Source organism: Solidesulfovibrio aerotolerans, assembly GCF_009856865.1.
Lineage (GTDB): Bacteria > Desulfobacterota > Desulfovibrionia > Desulfovibrionales > Desulfovibrionaceae > Solidesulfovibrio > Solidesulfovibrio aerotolerans.
The window spans coordinates 1-20,441 of record NZ_WVUD01000055.1 but is presented as its reverse complement, the minus strand read 5'-3'; the positions used below and the strand labels follow the sequence as shown (position 1 = coordinate 20,441).

The 20,441-nt window shown below is 62.5% G+C and carries 18 protein-coding genes, 3 tRNA genes and 1 pseudogene; 10 read left to right on the top strand and 12 right to left on the bottom strand.

All coding sequences use genetic code 11. The annotated features are described in order from the left end of the window. Positions 1-67 precede the first annotated feature (67 nt). Complete coding sequence (gene murJ, locus GTA51_RS18470) at positions 68-1,600, top strand: murein biosynthesis integral membrane protein MurJ (protein WP_160963745.1); 1,533 nt, start codon at positions 68-70, stop codon at positions 1,598-1,600. A 12-nt stretch (positions 1,601-1,612) separates the two neighbouring features. Here the strand turns inward: murJ and GTA51_RS18465 are convergent, their stop codons facing one another. Together GTA51_RS18465 and GTA51_RS18460 are read right to left on the bottom strand one after the other, a co-directional pair. Further along, entirely contained in the window at positions 1,613-2,560 is a 948-nt protein-coding gene (locus tag GTA51_RS18465) for a sialate O-acetylesterase (RefSeq protein ID WP_160963743.1), read from the bottom strand. Between the two features lie 220 nt (positions 2,561-2,780). Beyond that, complete coding sequence (locus GTA51_RS18460; protein WP_246198226.1) at positions 2,781-3,746, bottom strand: acyltransferase family protein; 966 nt, start codon at positions 3,744-3,746, stop codon at positions 2,781-2,783. On the opposite strand from GTA51_RS18460, the gene GTA51_RS20685 reads away from it, so the two are divergent. Then, a complete protein-coding gene (locus GTA51_RS20685; RefSeq protein ID WP_170300350.1) occupies positions 3,678-3,947 on the top strand; it encodes a hypothetical protein in 270 nt (89 codons plus the stop codon). The two genes, GTA51_RS18460 and GTA51_RS20685, sit on opposite strands and share 69 nt — an antisense overlap. Before the next feature lie 16 nt (positions 3,948-3,963). Here the strand turns inward: GTA51_RS20685 and GTA51_RS18455 are convergent, their stop codons facing one another. After that, positions 3,964-5,256, bottom strand: coding sequence for a hypothetical protein (locus GTA51_RS18455; RefSeq protein WP_160963739.1), 1,293 nt, complete (start codon positions 5,254-5,256; stop codon positions 3,964-3,966). Between the two features lie 579 nt (positions 5,257-5,835). Between GTA51_RS18455 and GTA51_RS18450 the strand changes: the two genes are divergently transcribed. From GTA51_RS18450 to GTA51_RS18430, 5 genes are all read left to right on the top strand, one after another. Continuing rightward, positions 5,836-5,910: transfer RNA gene (locus GTA51_RS18450), tRNA-Cys, on the top strand. A gap of 14 nt (positions 5,911-5,924) precedes the next feature. Further along, positions 5,925-5,999: transfer RNA gene (locus tag GTA51_RS18445), tRNA-Gly, on the top strand. A gap of 103 nt (positions 6,000-6,102) precedes the next feature. Beyond that, complete coding sequence (locus GTA51_RS18440) at positions 6,103-6,834, top strand: class I SAM-dependent methyltransferase (protein WP_343039536.1); 732 nt, start codon at positions 6,103-6,105, stop codon at positions 6,832-6,834. Positions 6,835-6,864: 30 nt separating this feature from the next. Beyond that, positions 6,865-8,610: a YcaO-like family protein gene (locus GTA51_RS18435; RefSeq protein ID WP_160963735.1), complete on the top strand. Its 1,746-nt coding sequence runs from the start codon at positions 6,865-6,867 to the stop codon at positions 8,608-8,610. A gap of 297 nt (positions 8,611-8,907) precedes the next feature. Continuing rightward, positions 8,908-9,225, top strand: a complete 318-nt coding sequence (locus tag GTA51_RS18430) for a TusE/DsrC/DsvC family sulfur relay protein (protein WP_006921540.1) — start codon at positions 8,908-8,910, stop codon at positions 9,223-9,225. A gap of 243 nt (positions 9,226-9,468) precedes the next feature. On the opposite strand, the gene GTA51_RS18425 is transcribed toward GTA51_RS18430, so the two are convergent. Then, entirely contained in the window at positions 9,469-12,195 is a 2,727-nt protein-coding gene (locus GTA51_RS18425; protein WP_160963733.1) for a tetratricopeptide repeat protein, read from the bottom strand. A gap of 28 nt (positions 12,196-12,223) precedes the next feature. Between GTA51_RS18425 and GTA51_RS18420 the strand changes: the two genes are divergently transcribed. Beyond that, on the top strand, positions 12,224-12,583 hold the full coding sequence (locus GTA51_RS18420) for a molybdenum cofactor biosynthesis protein MoaE (protein ID WP_160963731.1): 360 nt from the start codon (positions 12,224-12,226) through the stop codon (positions 12,581-12,583). Here the strand turns inward: GTA51_RS18420 and GTA51_RS18415 are convergent. Continuing rightward, positions 12,580-13,467, bottom strand: a complete 888-nt coding sequence (locus GTA51_RS18415) for a glycosyltransferase family 2 protein (RefSeq protein WP_160963729.1) — start codon at positions 13,465-13,467, stop codon at positions 12,580-12,582. The two genes, GTA51_RS18420 and GTA51_RS18415, sit on opposite strands and share 4 nt — an antisense overlap. Positions 13,468-13,570: 103 nt before the next feature. On the opposite strand from GTA51_RS18415, the gene GTA51_RS18410 reads away from it, so the two are divergent. Further along, on the top strand, positions 13,571-14,317 hold the full coding sequence (locus GTA51_RS18410; protein WP_160963727.1) for a UPF0280 family protein: 747 nt from the start codon (positions 13,571-13,573) through the stop codon (positions 14,315-14,317). A 62-nt stretch (positions 14,318-14,379) separates the two neighbouring features. On the opposite strand, the gene GTA51_RS18405 is transcribed toward GTA51_RS18410, so the two are convergent. The 7 genes from GTA51_RS18405 to GTA51_RS18375 form a co-directional block, all read right to left on the bottom strand. After that, a tRNA-Leu gene (locus GTA51_RS18405) sits at positions 14,380-14,464 on the bottom strand. 102 nt (positions 14,465-14,566) lie between these two features. Further along, entirely contained in the window at positions 14,567-15,406 is an 840-nt protein-coding gene (gene thiD, locus GTA51_RS18400; protein WP_160963725.1) for a bifunctional hydroxymethylpyrimidine kinase/phosphomethylpyrimidine kinase, read from the bottom strand. A 37-nt stretch (positions 15,407-15,443) separates the two neighbouring features. Beyond that, entirely contained in the window at positions 15,444-16,403 is a 960-nt protein-coding gene (locus GTA51_RS18395) for a lysylphosphatidylglycerol synthase transmembrane domain-containing protein (RefSeq protein WP_160963723.1), read from the bottom strand. 48 nt (positions 16,404-16,451) lie between these two features. Then, on the bottom strand, positions 16,452-18,626 hold the full coding sequence (recD2, locus tag GTA51_RS18390) for an SF1B family DNA helicase RecD2 (RefSeq protein WP_160963747.1): 2,175 nt from the start codon (positions 18,624-18,626) through the stop codon (positions 16,452-16,454). A gap of 22 nt (positions 18,627-18,648) precedes the next feature. After that, positions 18,649-19,263 carry a recombination mediator RecR gene (gene recR / locus GTA51_RS18385; protein ID WP_160963721.1) on the bottom strand — a complete coding sequence of 205 codons (615 nt, stop codon included), beginning with the start codon at positions 19,261-19,263 and terminating at the stop codon, positions 18,649-18,651. Positions 19,264-19,364: 101 nt separating this feature from the next. After that, positions 19,365-19,676 carry a YbaB/EbfC family nucleoid-associated protein gene (locus GTA51_RS18380; RefSeq protein ID WP_160963719.1) on the bottom strand — a complete coding sequence of 104 codons (312 nt, stop codon included), beginning with the start codon at positions 19,674-19,676 and terminating at the stop codon, positions 19,365-19,367. Between the two features lie 121 nt (positions 19,677-19,797). Continuing rightward, positions 19,798-20,091: a hypothetical protein gene (locus GTA51_RS18375; RefSeq protein ID WP_211922655.1), complete on the bottom strand. Its 294-nt coding sequence runs from the start codon at positions 20,089-20,091 to the stop codon at positions 19,798-19,800. A gap of 13 nt (positions 20,092-20,104) precedes the next feature. Between GTA51_RS18375 and GTA51_RS20680 the strand changes: the two are divergent. Next, positions 20,105-20,441, top strand: a pseudogene (locus GTA51_RS20680) (hypothetical protein); the annotation flags it as partial.

The following is a 20,441-nucleotide window of genomic DNA, read 5'->3' as shown; positions in this document are numbered from 1 at the left end:
AGGGGTGTGGGGAGGGAACCCCCTTTTTTCAAAAAGGGGGTTCCCTCCCCACGTTCCACACACAACCATGTCGCAGCACGTGAGACAAATTGCCAAGGACGCCTCCATTGTCGGGGGCGCGACTTTGTTGTCGCGTATTTTGGGTTTTTTCCGGGACATGATCCTGGCCTCTGTACTCGGGGCCGGCATCTCGGCCGACGCCTTTTACGTGGCCTACCGGCTGCCCAACATGATGCGCCGGCTTTTTGCCGAAGGGTCCATGACCATGGCCTTTGTGCCGGTCTTTTCGCGTCTGCGGGAAGAAGTCGGCGACGAAAAGGCCTTTGCCATGCCGCGCTCGGCCATGGTCTGGCTGCTCATCATTTTGGGCATCCTGACCACCCTGGCCATCGTCTTTGCCCGGCCGCTGACCCGGCTCATAACGCCGGGTTTTGTCGATGATCCGGCCTTGTTTGAATTGACAGTGGAACTGACGCGCATTGTCTTTCCGTATATCATCGAAATCTCGGCCGTGGCGCTGTGCATGGGCGTGCTCAATTCCTACGGGCATTTCCTGGCCCCGGCCCTGGCCACCTCCGAACTCAACACCATCATCATCCTCGGGGCCGGAGTAGCCTGGCTGTTCGGCCTGGACGTGGCCCACACCCTGGCCTGGTCGGTGGTCATCGGCGGTCTGGGGCAGGTGTTTATGCAGCAGCCGCAGATGAAAAAATTCGGTTTCTCCTGGCGTGGCCCGTGGACACTGCGCGATAAAGGCGTGGCCCGCATGGGCCTTTTAATGCTGCCCACAGCCTTTGGCGCGGCGGTCTATCAGTTCAATATCGTGATCGGGACGCTGCTCGCCTCCTACCTCCCCACCGGCAGCATCTCGTATCTCTATTACGCCGACCGGCTGGTGCAGTTTCCGCTCGGCGTTTTTGGTGTGGCCGTGGGCACCGTGGCCTTGCCGGGGCTGTCCAAGCTGGCCTCATCGGGCAAGCTTACGGAATTCACCGCAACGCTCAACGCCTCGCTGCGCCTGACCCTTTTCATCTGCCTGCCGGCAGCGGCCGGACTTATTGCCCTGGCCGATCCCATGGTGCGGGTGCTTTTCGGGCGCGGGGCCTTTGGCGAGCACGCCATTGCCGCCACAGCCGGGGCGCTGGTGGCCTACGGTGTGGGGCTGCCGGCCTTTGCCTGCGTGCGCCCGCTCTACTCCGCCTACTTCGCCCTGTCCGACACCCGCACCCCGGCCATCACCGCAGCCGTGTGTCTGGTGGTCTACGTCGCCACGGGTCTGGCGCTCATGGGCAGCACCGGCCATGTGGGGCTGGCCCTGGCCACTTCCGTGTCGTCCTGGGTCAATGTGGCGGTTTTGGGGGTCGTCTTGCGGCGAAAGCTCGGCGGCACTTGGTTTTGCCCCGGACGCACCACGCTCATTGGCACGCTCCTAAGCGTCGGCGTGGGCTTTGGGGCCTCTGCCACGGCGGATCGGCCCTATCTGTCCCTGATCCTCATTGGCGGCTGGGCCGTGGCCTATATGGGCGCGGCGTCGCTTTTGCGGGTGGAGGAAGCCAGAATGCTGACAGACTTTGTCCTGCGCCGGTTCAAGAAAAAATAGGCGGGAAGCCGGCTACTGGCCGGCAAGGACAGGGGCGTACCCCGCCACACCCGGCAGGGCTGCAACCGTTTCCAACAGCAACGCGGCAAAACGCCGTCGCCCGGCGTCGGTCATGTGGTAGCCATCAAAACGCTCGGGCACGGCCATGTCGGTATCCGGGCCGGCAAAAATGCCTTGCGACGGATCGACGATGGCGGCCTGGGCCTGACGGATCTCGGGGCAGATGCGGGAACAGGCGGCCGGGTCCGAGTCGGGGCAATCAAGCGTCTTGTACCGGCTCACCGGGGAAACGACGATGGGTGCTTTGACGCCCATGCGGCGCAAATCATGAATGACATTATCCAGAGCCAGGGCATAGCGGTCGCCGCTCAAACTCACGAGACAGTCGGCCTCGCCCTGATGGTAGAGCACCAGATTGACGGCGATGCCCTCGCGCTGCAACCGCCTGACAGCACCGTCCAAAACGGGCCGCAGCTCGCCATGGCGCGCCCAATGAAAAACGGATGAGCCCTGTACCGCCAGGGGAACAATCAGGGCGCTGTCGAAGAGTCCCTGGCCGATGGCCGCGTCGGCAAAATCCAGCACCGCACTGGCCCGCTCACCCGAAGTCCCCAGCAGCGGATTTTTCGCCGCAAAGCACTGTCCCGCAAAATAATTCCCAATGCGGTTGCCCGGCGTAAACTCCCCGAGCGCCGCATTGGCCACGTTGGACTGGCCGATGACCAGCACCACCAGCGGCCGTGCGCCTAAAAAATCCCGACACGGCGCTCCCTCCCGACCGGACGTGTCCGTAAACGCCGTTCGGGACAGAGCGTCCGGGAAATGGGGAATCAGGCGCTCCACGGCCTCCTGGGCGTCGCCCAGGCGCAGATCATAGGCCACGTCCCGGCCGGCCAGGACCAGCACCCAGACGGTTGCAGCCACCAGCAGCCAGCCCGCCAGACGCCATCCTCGCTGCATCGCAGTCTCCTTTGAGAAGAGTGCCTCCGGCGGCCAAAGGGGTGTCCCCTTTGGAATCCCACCTGAAAGGCAAGGTTTATGAAGGTTTATGGGCGACACTCCCACTCGCCCCTTTAAACCCTTCCCATCAAGGGGGGCCGGGGGGGATTATCCCCCCCGGCCGCCGGAGGCATCTTCCGCCTTCTCTTCTCTTATCTCCTCGCGCCTCTCCCTTCTGCGGTCAGGCGAACTTCCGCTTGAGGTAGCCGTGGATGGCGGCGTCGAGGCGGCCCAGGCCGTACCCGACGAGCAGGATGAGGGCCAGGGCGAGCAGCCCGCTGCGGTTATCCAACTGCCAGCCGAAGCGGTAGACCAGCCAGGAAAAAAAGACGCCGACGATGAGCGCATGGGTTAGATAGACGGCGTAGGCGTAGTCGCCCCACTGGCCGATGGCTTTGACCCAGGGGGCCTTGAAATGGCTCTCCAGCTTTATAAGGGACACCAGGGTCACGGCGCTGCACAAGCTCCAGGTGAGGAGCTGTTTCATATTATACGGCTCAAGCTTCCAGATTTCCGAGGTATAGACTGTCGTGGCGGCGCTGGCGGCGATGGCGGCCACAAAGACCGGCCACCAGTCAAAGCGCAGATGTTTGGCGGCGTAATAGGCCAGGGCACCGGTTATAAAATAGATATTGACGAAAGAGATGAACAGGCGCTTCCAGGGCGGCAGGACGTAGAAGGTCGTTATGCCCGAAGCATAGTAGGCGATAAAGATGACGGCGGCCCAGACGAACAGGAATGGTACGAAATAGCGTCGCAGCCTGGGAAAGGAAAACGGGGTGATGATGATATAATACGAGACTTCATAGATGAGTGTCCATTCGATCTTGAGCGGATAATCGATGAAGCCGACCGGAAGCAACGAGGCGGCCAGAAAAATGTCGCTCGTCGGCAGTTGTTGAAAAAGGACGTAGCGCAAGACCACGGCGACGAAACAGGCGATCAGAAAGGTGGGATAGACGCGCAGCGCCCGCCGGAGCAGAAAGTTGCGATACCCGATATCGATGAGAAACCCCATAATGAAGCCGGAAATGCTGAAAAAGATGAAAGCCTTGCACATAAAGCTTTCCGGAATGGCATGAAAAAGGGAGTTTCCCACATTATTCACCAGCGTCATATAGACGCCGATGTGGAGATAAACGACCATCAGCATGCCGATGATCCGCAGAATCTGAATGGAATACATCATAAGCAAGTACCTGACGGCAAAGATATTGCCGGTTTAAAGCGTGTTTGGATCGGGCTGGGGGGGATGCCTGCCAGCGTCTTGCCGCTGCGCCCTGGGCGCGCCGACGGCCATGGGTTTTTGGCCGTCTTTGCCGGGCGCGTCAACAGCGCAAAGGGGTAAAGAGCCGGGCAGCGCGTCAGGAAGACAGAATTCGCAGCAGATTGAACAGCAAGACGACGACGGACGGCCCCAGGGCGATGAGCAGCGCCACGGCCCAGGCCGGCCACGCGGGCGACTCACTGCCTTCCACGAGGAGCGGCGGGAAAAGCCGGACAAGCTCCTGCGGCGCGTCGGCCAGGGGCACGCCGGCCGTGCGCAACGCTTTGGCCAGATCCTGCCCGCCGGCCACGGCCATGGTCCCCATGGCGTCGGTGAGCCAGACATAGGCCGTTGTCCCGTCACTGCGCGTAAGGGCTATGCCAGAGACTGCCGAGGACTCCAGGAGCATGGCCTGCCCGGCGCTCCGCAGGCCGCTTGCGCCGCGGCCAAAAAAGGCCGCGATCCACAGGAGCCGGACAAACCAGCGGGGATAGCGGTGGCGCACCGGATAGGCCGCAACGATGGAGGCAAACGGAATCGCCAGATCCGGTCCCAGGCCGCCAAGGGTCAGCCCGTCAGGGTCGAGCCGCAAACGAAATGCGGCAGCCCAGGCGGCAAACCAGGCCCCGACCAGACTCAGCCCGGCCAGGGGCCACAGCACGCAGGGAAAGACGGGATAGGCAGCAACAGCCTGGACGGAACCGCCGACGATGGCCATGGGCAGTCCGAAAAAAGCGATGAACAGGATCGCCCAACCAAAATCCCCCAGGCAGACCCGCCACCGGGCAATATACCGCCAGGTTGCGTCAAACTGCCGCCAGGGCAGCAGACCGTAGAGCGCCAAGCCCAGGCCCAGGCACCACCAGGCGACAGGTCGCCAGACAAAAACCATGGTGAGCGGTGGCCCGTATTCAGTCAACCCGGACCCCAGATGAAAAGAATCGTCGTCCAATCGGGTCAGGCGCAGTTCCAGCGTGTGTCCGGCCGCATCCACAAACAGCAGGGGCGGCCCCGATGTGTCAGGCGGGCCGGGCAGCAAGGCATTCAGGGGAAATTCCGGGGCCTTGAAATAGATCTCGCGCGGCCGGTCCCAGGTCCGTTCAAAGGGCGGGACACGGCGCAGCCAGTTCGCATCGACGTCCTGGCCGCTGGAAACCGCCGCCGCCTTGGCCATGAACTGTTCTTCCTGCAGGCCGGAAACGGAAATGATCACGGGTGGCTCGGACCGGCGCGGCAACGGCAGCAGGCTGCCCGGGGCATGGCTGCCGGCCCTGGCGACGGGCTTGGGCGTTTTGACGGAATAAAAGGGGGTGAGATCGGCCAGAAAAAACAGCCACAGCCCCAGGGCAATAGCCAGCGCCAGAAAAATGCGGCGATAGAGCTCCAGCATGTCCCTCTCCCTGGTTATGTGTCGCCTTTGCCGGGTTGTGCGCCGCGAAACCTCGCCTTTCCCCAGATGCTGCTCCTGGTTTGGATGGTGCCACGATAGGCGGCGGCCAACAGGCTGTCAATTTGACCAGACAGGATCAGCACTCTCGGTCTGAGCCTGTGCTCCCGAAACACCAACTCCACCCCACACCCCGCGCCCGATTCCCTCGCCCGCGCTTTTTTTCCAGGGCCGCACGGGCTGACGCACCCCCAACCCGGGGTGTCGTGTTGGGCTTGCGGGCGGGATTGTGGGCAGATTTTCAAGTGGGTTTGCGGTCCGCCCTTTTCCGGGCCACTGGAATGGCCCGTTTTCAAGCTTTTCCGGCTGGCCGTAGCCTCAATTTTATATCAATAATTTCAATATATTGGCACAAAAAATTGTATTTTTAAAAATTTCTGGTTGACGAACGGGCCGGATTTTGACAGTTATGCGCCTCGGCAACGGCGGCCGCCCCGCCGAGTCGGACCGGACGGAAAAGATTGAAAAAAAGTTGTTGACAACCGGGCCGGCCAAAGAGTAAACAGTTGCTCCTTGAAACGAGGCGGCATAGCCAAGTGGTAAGGCAGAGGTCTGCAAAACCTCCATTCTCCGGTTCAAATCCGGATGCCGCCTCCACACGCCGACATTGAGCGGGAATAACTCAGTGGTAGAGTGCAACCTTGCCAAGGTTGAAGTCGCGGGTTCAAATCCCGTTTCCCGCTCCACTCAAAAATCGAAAAGGGCCGGCCTACAAAGCCGGCCCTTTTTCTTTGCCTTGTCCCCGCATGTGCGCTATTGGCGGCAATTCATACCGCAATGGGAGTGTTTGTGGACACAGTCATCCCCCTTTCCGCCCCTCTCGACGAATTGCTCGGCGCGGCCAAAAGCCGCTACGATGTGCATTTTGAACCCGTCACCGTTGGCGGCGACACGTTGCAACTGCTGCAGATCGATGACGTTGCCGCCCTTATTGACCGTCAATTGGCCCGGGCCGGCGACGGACCGGTGGAACTGCCGTATTGGGCCACCATCTGGCCTGCCGCCATGCTGCTGGCCCATTCGCTGCGCCATCTCGGCGCACCGCAAGGCCGAACCGTCCTGGAAGTCGGGTGCGGCATCGGGTTGGTCGGCCTTTTTGCCGCCAAACAGGGCTACACCTGCCTGCTCACCGACATCCACCCCGACGCCCTGCTCTTTACCCAGATCAATATCCTGCAAAACGGCCTGTCCGACCGGGCCAGCGTGGCCAAGGCCGATTTCACCGCCGACCGCCTGGGCCGCCGGTTTGACGTGGTCATCGGGGCCGAGGTGCTCTATCTGCAAGACACCTACCGCAGCCTGCTCAAATTCTTCCTGGCCCACATTGCGCTGAAAAAAGACGCGGCCCTGCTCCTTTCCAAGGACTTCACCCGCAAGGCCACCCGGTTTATGGCCCTGGCCGATGAGGAATTCACCATTTCCGAGCGGGTGGTGGGCTACAAAGAGACGGCCCCCGAGTCCGGGGAGCCCGAACGCAAGCTGTGCCAGATATATCGCATGACGCCCAAAAAAATCGCTTAGGCGGCAACGCCCTCAAACGGAAACATCGCCATGGACCACCACGCTTCCCCACCCCCGGGCCTGATCCAGCGCCCCAAGGGCTACACCGTCGATCAGGACAAGATCATAACGCCGGCCGAAACCGTGGCCCGGGCCAAAGATGCCTTTGCCCGGCTGGGCTCCGGCGTCCTGGCCGAAACCAGGCGCATCGACACCGGACGGCTCGGCATCCCGGTCTTTTTAAGCATCTGCGGCGAGGCGGCCCGGGCTGTCATGCCCACGCGCAAACAGATGGGCAAGGGTGCCAGTCCCGAGCAGGCCGAGGCTTCGGCGCTTATGGAACTGGCCGAGCGCTACAGCTTTTTCTCCTTCTGGCGCGACGAGGACCGGTTTTTCCCGGCCACCTGGAGTGAGGCCGAGGCCCATTTCGGCGACGCCCTCGTGCCGCTGTCGGTCATCCGGGCCTCGGTCGGCGAAACCATGAGCGACGCCGACGCCCGGCGCATCCTGGACTTGTTGCCCTGGCGCTTTGTGCTGGTGCGCGATGTGGCCCAGGGCAAAGAGGTGGCCGTCCCCCTGGACTGGTTTAAGATCCTCAATGAATTTAACGGCTCCTCGGCCGGCAACTGCTTTGAGGAATCCGTTTTGCAGGGAGCCTGCGAACTGATCGAGCGCCATGTCTGCGCCGTCATCGACCGCACCCGGCCGACGCTGCCGACCATCGACCCGGCCAGCCTCGACGATCCGGTCCTGTCCGGGCTGCTGGACGCCTTCACCAGCCAGGGCATCACAGTGTGGCTTAAAGACTTCACCCTGGACCAGCCCGTGCCCACTGTCGCGGCCCTGGCCTATGATCCCAACACCTTCCCCCAGACCTCGGAAATCGTTTTTACCGCCGGCACCGCCACCTCGCCGGCCAAGGCCGCCATCCGGGCGCTGACCGAAGTGGCCCAGTTGGCCGGGGATTTCGAGTCCCGCAGCAACTACGAAGCGTCCGGGCTGCCGAAATTCACGACCCTGGCCGACGCCGCCTGGGTCGCCGAGGGACCGCTCGTCCCCCTGGCCGGCCTGCCCGACCTGGCCCGGGACGACATCGCCGAGGAGCTGGCCATCCTGGCCGCTGCCCTGGCCGAGCGGGGTTTCCCGCTGTACACTGTGGATACCACCCACCCCGCGCTTGGGCTTTCGGCCAACTACAACGTAGTCCCGGGGTTTGCCTTCCGTGAGCGGACCCCGGCAGCCAGCCTGGGGCTTTTTACCGGCCGTCTGCTGGCCGAGGAGGCCGATCCGGCCACGGCCGACGCCGGACTGGCCGCCCTGGCCGAAATCTATCCCAGCGCCCCGTTTGTGGCCTTTTTCGAGGGTGTGCTGTCCCTGCGCCTGGGCGACGCCGAAGCAGGAGCCGCCCAGTTTGCCTGCGCCGAGGCCCTCCAGACCAGCGGCGAAGACAAGGCCCTGGCCGCCTTTTACCAGGCCCACGCCCTGTCCCAACTGGGCCGGTTTGAAGACATTGTGCCCATTCTCGACCGGGCCGTGGCACTTTGTCCCGAGGTCAAGGAATACTTCAATCTGCGCGGTGTGGCCCATTTTAAGGCCGAGCGCTACGCTGCCGCAGCCGCCGATTTCACCGCCGCCCTGGCCCTTGACGCCGGTTCGGCCATGGATCTGGCCAACCTGGGCCTGTGCCAGGCCCGGCTGGGGCAGGATCTGCTGGCCGTCCAGAACCTCAAAGCGGCCCTGGCCCTTGACCCTTCCATCACCTTTGCCACGGATCAGCTGACCGCCCTGGGATGCTGACAACGGCTGCAATTTTGTCACAATAGCCCAGTATAACAGACAAAACGCACACACGACTCTTGACGTTTCCGTGAAAAAACGTTGACAGGAACCGTTTTTCAAGCTTACGTTAGAAAAGTAACGCGGGAGCCGGTCGCTGACAGAGCAGCCCTCCCCGTCCAAAATGACCCATCGGGCATCAAGGGTGCTCTGATTGAGGGGTGAGGCTTCGACGTATTACGGCGAAGCGTTGGTATCGCCCGGCACGGCCAATCCAGGCTGGGCGCTTTTAGTATCAACAAAGTAAGGAGGATGCGCATGGCTACTGTTGAGTACAAAGGCAAAACCTTCGAGGTCGATGAAGACGGTTTCTTGCAGAAGTTTGAAGACTGGACCCTGGAATGGGTTGACTACGTGAAGGACTCCGAGGGCATCAAAGAGCTGACCCCGGAGCACAACAAGGTCATCGAGTTCCTGCAGGACTACTACAAGAAGAACGGCATCGCCCCGATGGTGCGCATCCTGTCCAAAGTGACCGGATTCAAGCTGAAGCACATCTATGAGCTGTTCCCGTCCGGACCCGGCAAAGGAGCCTGCAAAATGGCCGGCCTGCCCAAGCCCACCGGCTGCGTCTAGTTCTCGCTTTCTTCGAGGAAAAAAGGCGGCGGGGCAACTCGCCGCCTTTTTTATTTCCGGCCAGCCAAAGGCGCATCCTCGCTTATTGGGCAGCCCGGCCCCGGGCCGGGCTGCCGGGCCGGTTTTCCTGGCCCGCCCGCGCCGCTGCCGCCAGCAGTGCGGTCAACGTGGACGCTAGTCCGACCCACCCGCGCGCTGGTCTGCCCCCTTCCCCTTCTGCTTCGCCCTGCCGCCAGCGTCGCCTTATGTTTTGGGTGTGGCCTTGCTCTTTTCCTTGGGCGCGGCTTTCTTGACAGGTTTTGGCTTGGTCTTGGGCTTTTTCTTGGGCAGCTTGCCTTCCTCGGCCAGCTTGAAAAGCTTGCGCTTTTTGGATTCAAAAGTCAGCGCCGTGTTGATGGCAGACAAGGCCATGGCCGCAATGGTCAGGATAATCACCAGCCCCTTTTGCAACTGCCACTTCTGATGCTCCATCATCTCAGCCACCCAGCCATGGCCGAACCGCTGAAAGAGATACACGAAAAGCGGCACCAAAACCAAGGCCAGCCCCAGGCTCGCCACTTCCATCCACATGAAGTTGCGGCCAAGGAGCATGGTGAAAAACGTTGAATCGCGCACGATGCGCAACGAAATAAGCCGGGTGCGCAAGGTTTTGATGCGCTCGTCCACCTCGGGCATGCTTTCACGGCTCTTGTGGAAATTCTCTGCCTCATCCATGGAGGCCGTGCGCATCCAGTTGAGCCGGGTGGCGCAATAATTGAAATCTTTATTAAATTCGCGCAGCATCGTGGGAAAAGGGAACCAGGCTGCCTCCCGTTGGATGCCCTTTAAATCTTCCACCTGGCGGTCCTGCCTGGCCCGCATGGCGGCCAACTCGGCTTCAATGGCCTTTTTCACCTCGCTCTCAAAAGCGTCAACCCCGGCCTCAAACCGCTGAAAGGCCACGAAATTGCTCACCTTCCCGAGTTTGGTCAGGGCCTCTGCCCGGACATCGACTTCGGCCAGATACGGGTCACCCTCAAGAAATCGGCCATGAACCGACTCCGTCAGTTCGCCCAGCATGTTCAGACGCTTGCGCGCCTCTTCCCGGGCCACATGCCACACCCGCCACAACGCTCCAAGCACCTGCAACCGGCCGCGCTCCAACTCCGGGTCCAGCATCACCCGGTTAAACATCATGGCGTCGGCATTGATAAGCGGCAAAAGATACTGCAGCCCCTGATCGACAAACCCCATCTTCACCAGACAGACTCCCTGGCGATACAGCGGCTCCAACCACTTGGGGGCTTCCCGCAGGGCCTCGCGATAGTGGGCGATGGCCTTGTGGCAATCACCCTGTATTTCCGATGCCCTGGCTTCCAAAAAATGAAAATAGGCGCGTTGCAGGGCCGTGTAACACAGCCGGCCCGATTCCTGCCAATAATAGACGGCCTTGATCCAGTCGCCGGCCTCCATGGCATGGAGGCCTTGCAGGGATTTGGGCTGGTAGGCCCGGGGATACTTGGCCAGGGCCTGGGCTAGAAACGCATCGTAGTTTTCGGAATCGTTGTTGCGCAGGGCTGTCAGCGCGCCCCAGAAAAACTCGCCCTCGCGCGGCCCGAGGTTGGCCAGCCCGTCCGGCAGGGTTTTCCCTTTGCTGCGCCAAACCAGTTCGAGCAGGCGCAATTGAAAGACCAGACCGGTTTCAAATATAGCCTGGAAAAACAAGGCTGCCGCATCAGACCCAGCCAGCAGCCGGGCGGATTCGACGGCAAAATCCGCGACCAGGGCCGTTTCGAGTCCCTGGGACAACTCCTCCAGGCTGCCGATGTCCACGCTGCCAAAGCTTTCCCAGATGTCGGGATTGGGTGCGAGCAGACCTTTGCTCGGACATTCGCGCGGGACGTGGTTGTTTAAGCCGCAATAAAAACACGGTTTGGCATCGCCCCCCGACAGCGCCGAAGGCAGGGGTACGGCCAACTCGGCCTGGGGCTCGCTGGCCTGCGCATCCTCGGCCGCATCCACCCGGAGCAGGCTGACGTTGCACCAATCCTCAACCGTGACGCCGCGCGAGAGCGCCCTGGCCTCGTGGATGAGGAAATCCTCCCCGAGCAAAAAGGCCGAGCGGTAGCTCATGTGCGGATAATCCGGGGTCATCTGATCCCAGTCCAGCCCCAGCCGCCGTGGCAGATCCTTGCTCAGGGTGCGGCCCTTGGACGAGGCCGCCGCCATAACGCTTGGCCAGTAATGCCCCTCGTCGCCCTCTTCTTTCAGGCGCATAATGCGGGCGACGGTGTCCCGCGACCAGGAACGGAACTTGCGCAGCCCGGAAAGCTCAAAAATGAGAAAGCCTTCGTGCCGGATAAACTTGACGCCCAGGCGTTCCACAATGTCGAGGAGTTCCTCGGCGATATTGCGCCACCCCTCGGCCGTGTTGCGGCTGAGCGGGTCGCCCAGGGGCCGCAGCACGCAGTACCAGGCGAGCCCGGGATCGTAGCTTAAGGCGGTGTCGGCTTCCAGACGCTCAAAGGCCACCCGGGCCAGTCCCATGGTGGGCTTGGTCGGTACGCTGGTGACTCCCGGGATATTCGTTAATTGCGGTTTGAGGTTGGGATGCAGCAAAATTTCCAGGCTCTCGCCCGGCGAGACGTGCTGGCGCGAGAATTCCACGGACATGGTCAGCGATTTCTCAAATTTGGGGCTGACCAGCATGGCCGCCGGCACCACCTCCATGAAAAGGCGCATGGGATTGACCTTGCCCCAGACATGAATGCGGCCCAGGGCGCGCAATCCCTCGTCACCAAAGAAGAACCACAGGGCCTGGCCATAGGTGTCGGCCATGCGAAAACCGCCGTAGTCCTCAAGCATGGTGGGGATGCCCGGGTCGAGTTCAACATCCCAGGCCACCCAGACGCAGATGCCGTTGTGCACCATGCGCGTGGTCGGAATCTGGGGCAGTTTCTCCAGGAGATTGGCAATGTAAAACGTGGACAACGGCGCGATTCTCCTTTACTTGCGGCCCATGGACATCTCAAAAACCATTGCGACGCTTAAGGCTGAGCCGGGCTTTCTGGAGAAAGTCGGCATGGTGCTCGTGCACAACGGCGTAACCCGGGCCACCTCCCGAAACGGCGCTCCCGTGGCTTCCCTGGAAGTCAAGGCCGACGCGGCCCTGGTGGAAGCCATCCGCCAGGAAGGCGAGGCCATGCCCGGCATGTTCCGGGTGCTCGTCGAGGCCCGCACCGGCATCTTTGTCCCGGGCGACGATCTGCTTTTTATCGTGGCCGCCGGCGACATCCGGGAAAACGTCCTCAATGCGCTGACCCACACCCTGACGCGCATCAAGGCCGAAGCCATCACCAAACGGGAAATCGCGCCCTAGGGCGCAGCCGTTTCCCGGTCGCCGGCCGACAAAAGAGCCGTTTCCACCAGGGCCAGCACCCGCTCGGCCTCTTCTGGCCTGTCGCGCTTCAAACAGCCCGTCGCGTATACCCTGGCCTTTCGGCGCAACTCTTTTTCGATGCAATCCCGGTGCCAGGACGTTGTTTCCGGCCGGGACAGCAGGCCGACCATGGACCGGATGCGAAACAGATCCTGGCCGCAGTAGATGGCCGAGAGCTGATCGACCCGGCCGCCGTGGCGCACGGCCAGATACGCGTCCACGAGTCCTATGGGGTGGCAAAGCAGCGTGCGCAGCCATAAGTCATAATCTTCGCAGGCCGGCAGACTCTCGTCAAATACGCCGACTGCCTCGAAAAATTCCCGGGCAAACAGGGTTGTGGACGGACTGACCAGACAGGAGCGCAACGCTGCCTCGAAAAAAAAACCGTCCGGCTTGCGGTGGACCTTGCCCGCATTGACCCGCCGGCCGCTGCGCATCCAGATTTCCTGAGTCTGGCAGAGCAGATGGCCGCCGGCGGCCATGAAAGCCAGTTGGCGGGCGGTCTTTTCCGGCAGCCATTCGTCGTCGGAATCCAACAGCGCCACATAGGCCCCCCGGGCCACGGCAATACCGGCATTTCGGGCCGCCGACACGCCGCCAGCCCGCTCGCGCCGAATCACCCGCAATCGGGGATCGGCGACCGCTGCCAAACGTCGGGGGGTGTCGTCGCCGGAACCGTCGTCCACGACGATCACTTCCATATTCGGATACGTTTGCCCCAGGGCCGAGGCCACGGCCCGCATGATCATCCCGGCCCGGTCATGGGTCGGGATGATCGCTGACACCAGGGGCGCATCCGTTGGTCCTTCCCGTTCCTGCCGCATGGCCCCGACACTACATGCCCCGGCCCGGCCTGCCAAGCCGCTCCCTCTTCCCCGCAAGCGCCGCAGCGGGCATACTGGCCGAAACGCCCTCCCCGGAGATGCCATGCCGCCCATTCACACCGATCCCGTTCGCGCCTATCGCCAGGCCCTTTTGCCGCGTCCCGGCGAAACCGCCTTCCAGGTCGTGGTGGCCCAGACCGACCTGCATGTAGTGGCCCGACGCAACCTCGCCCGGGAGATCGGCGATTATGTCTCGGCGCTGCGCGCCCAACTGTCCACCTATCTGCTGCTGCACCCCGAATTCCAGCACAGTCTTGTGCCTGTGGCCGTGGATGCTGCTGCCCCGGACATTGCCCGGGACATGGCCGAGGCGGCGACGCGCTTTGGCGTTGGGCCGATGGCTGCTGTGGCCGGAGCCTTTGCCCAGGCCGTGGCCGACCGCTTTGTGGGGGAATCTGCGGAGTTGCTGGTTGAAAACGGCGGCGACGTCTATTTGCACGGCAGCCAGGAACGCATTGTGGCCTTGCTGGCCAAACCGGTGGAAGGGGCGCGCCTGGCCTTGCGCTTTGATGCGCGCAGCTTGCCGGCGGCGGTGTGCGCCTCTTCGGCCAAAATCGGGCCATCGCTCAGTTTGGGGCAGGCGGATATGGTCACGGTGGTGGCCGACCAGGGGGCGGTGGCTGATGCGGCGGCCACGGGGCTCGCCAATCTGCTGGTCACGGCGCAGGATCTGGAAGGGGTGCTGGCGGCGGCGGCGGGCATGGCCAAACGCGGCGTGCGCGGGGCCTTTGTCCAGCTCGGGGATTTGGTAGGTCTGGTGGGCGATCTGGAGCTGATTGCCCTGGAGTAAAAGGACGGCGCCGTTTTGCAGCCTGGGCCAAATGGCGCTCAAATTCTGTCACTAATGTACTATGGTGCGAGAGGGGGGGCTCGAACCCCCATAGCCTAAGCCGCCAGATCCTAAGTCTGGTGCGTCTCCCAGTTCCGCCACTCTCGCACTGCCTACCCGTCGATGGGCGAAATTATGTACGCGAAAGACCAGACGAAGACAATATCTTACGGACCAACCAGCCGTTAAAAGAGATTCGGGTGAACCCGGTCAATGGCTTGGGCTCCCTTCGCCCAAAAGCCGCGCATACGGGGCCAGATGGTTGACCGGACCATCGCCCTGGCCCAGTTCCCAGGCTGTTTCCAACGCCAATTGCAGGTAATCCCTGGCCGCTTCCACCGCTTCCGGCAACGCCTTGCCCAGCGCCAGATGGGCGGCAATGGCCGCTGACAGCGTGCAGCCCGTGCCGTGGGTGTGGCGCGTGGCCACATGGGGCCGCACGAGTTCCCATTCCCGGCCGTCGGCCAGTACCAGCCGGTCGGCCACAAACCCGGTCCCGACCGCCTCGCCGTCCGCAAAATGACCGCCCTTGAGCAGCACCGCCCGCGCCCCCAGCCCAAGCAACCGCCCGATAACGGTGGTCGCATCCGCGCGGCTGGTGATGGGCATGGCGGCCAAAAGCTCGGCCTCATGGCGATTGGGGGTCACCAGATCGGCCAGGGGAAACATCCGGGAGGCCAGCGCCGTCACCGCCTCGGGCAAAAGCAGCCGTGCCCCGGACTGGGCCACGCACACCGGATCGACCACCAGAGGGAAATCCTTGTCGGAAAGCCCTTGGGCCACGGCGGCAATGATGGCTTCGGAAAAAAGCATACCGGTCTTGGCCGCGCGAAGAGGGAAATCCGCCCGCACGGCGCGCAACTGCTCGGCCACAAACTCCGGGGTCGGGGCTTCGATGGCCGTTACGGCGCGGGTGTTCTGGGCGGTCAGGGCTGTTATGACCGAGAGGCCATAACAGCCCTGCATCATAAATGTCTTCAGATCAGCCTGGATACCGGCCCCGCCACCGGAGTCGGACCCGGCAATGGTCAGCGCACAGGGATATGCCATGGTCCCCTCCCCAGCTTGCGGTGCACCGCGTCGGCTGTCAGGTGTCCAGCCCTTCCTCGCTTTCGCGGATCTTGCTGAGTTTCAGGCCGCTTTTGGCCAGAACAAGCAGACCCGCCACAGTCACCGGAATAAACTGCACCATGTGCAGCACCAGCCCGGCGGCCAAAGCCTGGGCCCGGTCCACGCCCAAAAGCCCCAGCGAAAAGACCACCGCTGCCTCAAACACGCCCAGAGCGCCCGGCGAGGACGGCATGGCCATGCCAAACGACGAGATGACAAACACGGCTGCTGCATGGCCATAGGTCAGCGGCAACCCGGCCACCCATAAAAGGACCAGGAAGGTGGAGGCGGCATAGAGAATCCAGCACACCACCGTATACAACCCAAGCAGCGACATAAACCCGGGGGTGACACCGTGGAGCACTTGCAGCTTGAGTTCGGCCAGAAACTCGGTCAACCGCTCGGACGGTACTTTTTCAATGATGCGGCCAACGAAATAAGGATAGCGACGCACCACCCACAAGCTGACCCAAATGCCGGCCACGGCTGCGCCCAGGGGGACAAAGGCCATCTTGAGATCGAAATAAAAGGCCACCACCATGCCCATGGCCAAAATGGCATTGAGATCGAAAAAACGCTCCCAAAAAACCATGGAGATGCTGCGCGACAAGGAGAATTTGCACTCCCGGCGCAGATAAAAGGCCTTGGCCAATTCGCCGAGCTTGGCCGGCACGATATTGTTAACGGCCATGGACATGAGGAAGGCTTTAAAACAGGTCCAGGGGCCGGCTTTAAAGCCAGAAAGGAAATCCAGGCGCAGGGCCATGGCACCATAGCCAAAGAAGGAAAAAACCGTGGTCCAAAACAGCGCTGTGTGGTCGTAGCGCAAAAGCGTGTCCCACAGATCGTTGAAATCGAGTCCCCAAAAGGCATAGATCAGACAGGCCCCGACCAGGACCAGACGAACAAGCAGACTGGCGGCTTTTTTTACAAGCATCGAGGGCCGTTCCTCCGTATTGCCGGGAAAAGGCCCGGTGTTTGGCGATCAGACATTGAACAGCTCCCGCAGGCGGTAGTTGAGATGGGTGAAGCGTTTGTCGCCGCCGGCGTTTTTAAGCCCCAGCATGAGCGCCCGACGACTGCCGACCAGCACGGCCAGACGCCTGGCCCGGGTCAGGGCGGTGTAGATCAGGTTGCGGCGCAACATGACATAATGCTGGGTCAGGATGGGCACCACCACGGCCGGATATTCACTGCCCTGGGACTTGTGGATGCTCACGGCATAGGCCGGGGCCAGCTCGTCAAGTTCGGTGCGATCATAGGCAACGCTGCGCCCATCAAAGGACACGAGCATCTCGCCCTCCTCGGGGTCTACCGCCACAATATGGCCGAGATCGCCGTTGAACACGTCCTTTTCATAGTTATTCTTCGTTTGCAGCACCCGGTCGAGGAGGCGAAAGCGCACACTGCCGCGCACTATTTCCGGTCCTGTGGGGTTAAGCCGCTCCCGCAGGGCTTCGTTTAAGGACTGGGTGCCGGCCTCACCTTTGTGCATGGGTGAGAGCACCTGGACGTCGCGCATGGGATCAAGTCCATAGACTTGGGGAATGCGCTCGCCAACCAGGGCGGCGATCAGATCGCGCACGGCGGCCGGATCGTCCTGCTCCACCCAAAAAAAATCCGCGTCCGGCGGCTTTTTCTCTGCCGCCTGGGGAAACTGGCCGTTATTGACCCGGTGGGCGTTGACCACGATCATGCTTTCCCGGGCCTGGCGGAAAATATGGGTCAAGCGGGCGCTGCCGACGCTGGCGCTGCCGAGCACGTCTTCCAGGATGTTGCCGGCCCCCACAGACGGCAACTGGTCCGCGTCGCCGACGAGGATCAGGCGCGAGGTATGGGGCAAGGCCCGCAGCATGTGGCCGCAAAGCCTAGCGTCGAGCATGCTGACCTCGTCCACCAGCAGCGCGTCGGCCTTGAGCTTATTATCTTCACATACGGCAAACGCGCCGTCAGGCGTCGATTGCAGGAGTCGGTGCAAAGTGGCAGCCGGTTGCCCGGTTGCTTCGGAAAGCCGTTTGGCCGCCCGGCCCGTTGGCGCGGCAAGTTTGACTTTTAAGGACAGCTTGTCAAGGGCGGCCACCACCATGCGGGTGATGGTGGTCTTGCCGGTGCCGGGGCCGCCGGTGATGACGAAAACCTTGTTGGCGCAGGCGTCGATGACGGCCTGGCGCTGCTGTGGCGAGAGCTGGATACGGGCCTCGGCTTCAAGCGCCGGCAGAAGCTTTTCCACCTTGCCCCGCAGCTCGGCCCCGGGATGGCTGGCCAGATCGTGGAAACGCCGGGCGATTTCCACCTCCAGGGCGTAGAAATGGCGCAGATAGACGGCCGAGGCGATGCCCTGGGCCGGCAGATCCTCGACCTTGACCCGTTTGAGCTCTTCCAGGCTGCCAAGCCCCTCTTCCAGACGCTCGGGAGCCATGTCGCCGACCATGGCAGCCGTCTTTTCAAAAAGCGTGTCCTTGGGGGCAAACAGGTGCCCCTGCTCGCCCAGGGTGAAAAGCACATAGGCCAGGGCGGCCTGGATGCGCTCCGGGCTGTCCGGGGCAAAGCCCAGACGCAGGGCCATGGCGTCGGCGGTCTTAAAGGCGATGCCCCGGATATCGTAGGCCAGCTCGTAGGGATTGGCCCGGATGCGGGCTTCGGCGGCATTGCCGTAGAGGCGCTGGATCTTGGCGGCGTGGGTGGTGGCGATCTCGTGGGTCTGCAAAAAGAGCATCAGCGACCGGATTTCGTTTTGAGCGTCCCAGGAGGCCTTGATCTCTTTGAGCTTTTTCTTGCCAAGCCCTTCCACTTTGAGCAACTGGTCCGGGTCGGTGTCGAGGATATCGAGCACTTTCTCGCCAAAGGCGTCCACCATGCGGGTGGCCAGCACCCCGCCCACGCCCTTGATCTGGCCGGAGGCCAGATAGCGGCGGATGCCGTTGACCGTGGCCGGCATCTCCCGGCTGGCCGTGGCGACCTGGAACTGGCGGCCGTATTTGGGATGGGTGGCCCAGGAGCCGGTGACGCGCAGCAGTTCGCCGGGCGTGACCCGCTGCACTGCCCCGACCACGGAAAACGGACCGGGTTCCTCCTTGGAGGTCACCCGGGCGATCAGGTAGCCGTTTTCCTCGTTAAAAAAGGTGACGGTCTGGACCTCGACCGTAAGTTCGATTGCCATCATCGTGCCTGTGTCCCGCTGCTTACAGATCCTGGCGGTAGCGCAGGGACTGGGACAGGGTTTCCCTGTCCACGTATTTGACTTCGGCCCCCAGCGGTATGCCCTGGGCCAGCCTCGTCAAGCGGATGGCGGGGAACTCCCGGGCGAGCAGATTTTTGATGTGCGAAGCGGTTGCTTCGGCAGCCAGTGTTGCGCCAAGGGCCAAAATACACTCGACGGCTTCGCCTTCGGCCAAGCGGGCGCGCAGCATGTCCAGGCGCAGCTGGCCGGCGGAAACCCCTTCCAGGGGATCGAGCAGGCCGCCCAGGACCAGATAGCGGCCGGTGAAAAGCCCGGTCTCCTCAATCTGCATGATGGAATCCCACTGGGCCACCAGACACAGCTGGTCGTGGCTGCGGCTGGGATCGGCGCAGACCGGACATACCGGCGTTTCAGACAGGCCGGCGCAGTGGCGGCACAGGCACAGTTTTTCCCGCAGCCGCAAGATGCCGTCGCCCAGGGATTCAGCCCTGGCGCGCGGCCACTCCAAAAGGATCATGGCCACCTTGAGGGCGGATTTGGGGCCAAGGCCGGGCAGTCTGGCCAACTGTTGCACCAGTTCCACCAAAGGGGCCGGCAGAGTCGTTTGCGATGCCATGGGCAGGATATCCGTTTGCAAAAAACAGGTGGCGCGCCTCGGGCCGGCTGCCAGGGACATCCCCTGGCGGCCGGCCCGGGCCAAGGCAGCGGCCGGCTGGACTAAAAGAGTCCGGGAACCTTGATGCCGCCGGTGATCTGGCCCATTTCGGCCTCCATCATGGCCTTGGCCTTTTTCACACCGTCATTGACGGCGGCCAGGATCAGATCCTGGAGCATTTCCACATCGTTGGGGTCCACGGCGGCCTTGTCGATGGTCAGGGACTTAAGTTCATTGGACCCGGACACCACGGCCGTGACCATGCCGCCGCCGGCCGAACCTTCGACGGTGCGGTCTTGCAGGTCTTCCTGGAGCTTGGTCATCTTTTTCTGCATGATCTGGGCTTGGCGCACCAGTTCGCTCATTCCTTTCATGGTCGGTCTCTCCTCGCGTATTGCGTTCGATCATTGCCGGTATGGTTTGCCAAGCACCAACACGTTGCATGTCTGCTTGTTGCTCCCAAAAAAACAGAAATGGTTTTTTGGGAACGCCACACTAGCGGGGCTTGCGTTCGATGATTTCCGCGTCAAAGGTCGTCACAGCCTGTCGCACTTCCGGCCGGCCGTCGATGTAGTCCCTGAGGTCTTGGGGGGAGAGTCGGTCGGATTCCTGCGCCCCTTCCTCCACCCGCAGGGCGACACCCGGGCCGAAATATTCGGTCGCCAGCGTGTGTAAATGGCGCAATTTCTCAGGCTGGGTGAGCTGGCCCCGGTGGAAAGCGTTTTCGCAGCTGATGATCACCTCGCCCGGAGCGGGGTCCGGGGCAAACACTCCGCGCGCCTTTTTCATGCCGGCGATTTCATTGCCCTTGCTGGCAAACCGCTTAAACCCCTCCCAATTTCTCGGGCCGCCCGGAGGCGTAGCCGCAGGCAGGCCACCGGGCGACGCGGCCGAAGGTACCGCAGGCTCGGCCGGGGCCGTGCGGGAGTACCGGGCCGCCGGGGCGGCCGGGGTCTGGACCGGGGTCGAAGCCAGGGGCGGGGCCGGGGTGGCAGACGGGGTCGCCGGCATCTGGGACGCTGCCAATGAGGCTCCAGACCATGGGGCCGCCGGGGGCGCTCCCTGTGGCGATCCAGCCGGCGGGGGCGTCTGGGACGGGACCGGCCGGGCCTGGGCCGCTGCCGCCGGGGCGGTGCCCG

Coding starts and splice junctions, on each gene's coding strand:
- GTA51_RS18435 (WP_160963735.1), top strand. CDS start 6,865: ATGGACCACCACGCTTCCCCACCCCCGGGCCTGATCCAGCGCCCCAAG.
- GTA51_RS18395 (WP_160963723.1), bottom strand. CDS start 16,403: ATGCTTGTAAAAAAAGCCGCCAGTCTGCTTGTTCGTCTGGTCCTGGTC.
- GTA51_RS20685 (WP_170300350.1), top strand. CDS start 3,678: ATGAAAAAGGGAGTTTCCCACATTATTCACCAGCGTCATATAGACGCC.
- GTA51_RS18465 (WP_160963743.1), bottom strand. CDS start 2,560: ATGCAGCGAGGATGGCGTCTGGCGGGCTGGCTGCTGGTGGCTGCAACC.
- GTA51_RS18420 (WP_160963731.1), top strand. CDS start 12,224: ATGGACATCTCAAAAACCATTGCGACGCTTAAGGCTGAGCCGGGCTTT.
- murJ (WP_160963745.1), top strand. CDS start 68: ATGTCGCAGCACGTGAGACAAATTGCCAAGGACGCCTCCATTGTCGGG.
- GTA51_RS18375 (WP_211922655.1), bottom strand. CDS start 20,091: ATGAAAAAGGCGCGCGGAGTGTTTGCCCCGGACCCCGCTCCGGGCGAG.
- GTA51_RS18415 (WP_160963729.1), bottom strand. CDS start 13,467: ATGCGGCAGGAACGGGAAGGACCAACGGATGCGCCCCTGGTGTCAGCG.
- GTA51_RS18460 (WP_246198226.1), bottom strand. CDS start 3,746: ATGGTCGTTTATCTCCACATCGGCGTCTATATGACGCTGGTGAATAAT.
- thiD (WP_160963725.1), bottom strand. CDS start 15,406: ATGGCATATCCCTGTGCGCTGACCATTGCCGGGTCCGACTCCGGTGGC.
- GTA51_RS18430 (WP_006921540.1), top strand. CDS start 8,908: ATGGCTACTGTTGAGTACAAAGGCAAAACCTTCGAGGTCGATGAAGAC.
- GTA51_RS18410 (WP_160963727.1), top strand. CDS start 13,571: ATGCCGCCCATTCACACCGATCCCGTTCGCGCCTATCGCCAGGCCCTT.
- GTA51_RS18455 (WP_160963739.1), bottom strand. CDS start 5,256: ATGCTGGAGCTCTATCGCCGCATTTTTCTGGCGCTGGCTATTGCCCTG.
- GTA51_RS18380 (WP_160963719.1), bottom strand. CDS start 19,676: ATGAAAGGAATGAGCGAACTGGTGCGCCAAGCCCAGATCATGCAGAAA.
- recR (WP_160963721.1), bottom strand. CDS start 19,263: ATGGCATCGCAAACGACTCTGCCGGCCCCTTTGGTGGAACTGGTGCAA.
- recD2 (WP_160963747.1), bottom strand. CDS start 18,626: ATGGCAATCGAACTTACGGTCGAGGTCCAGACCGTCACCTTTTTTAAC.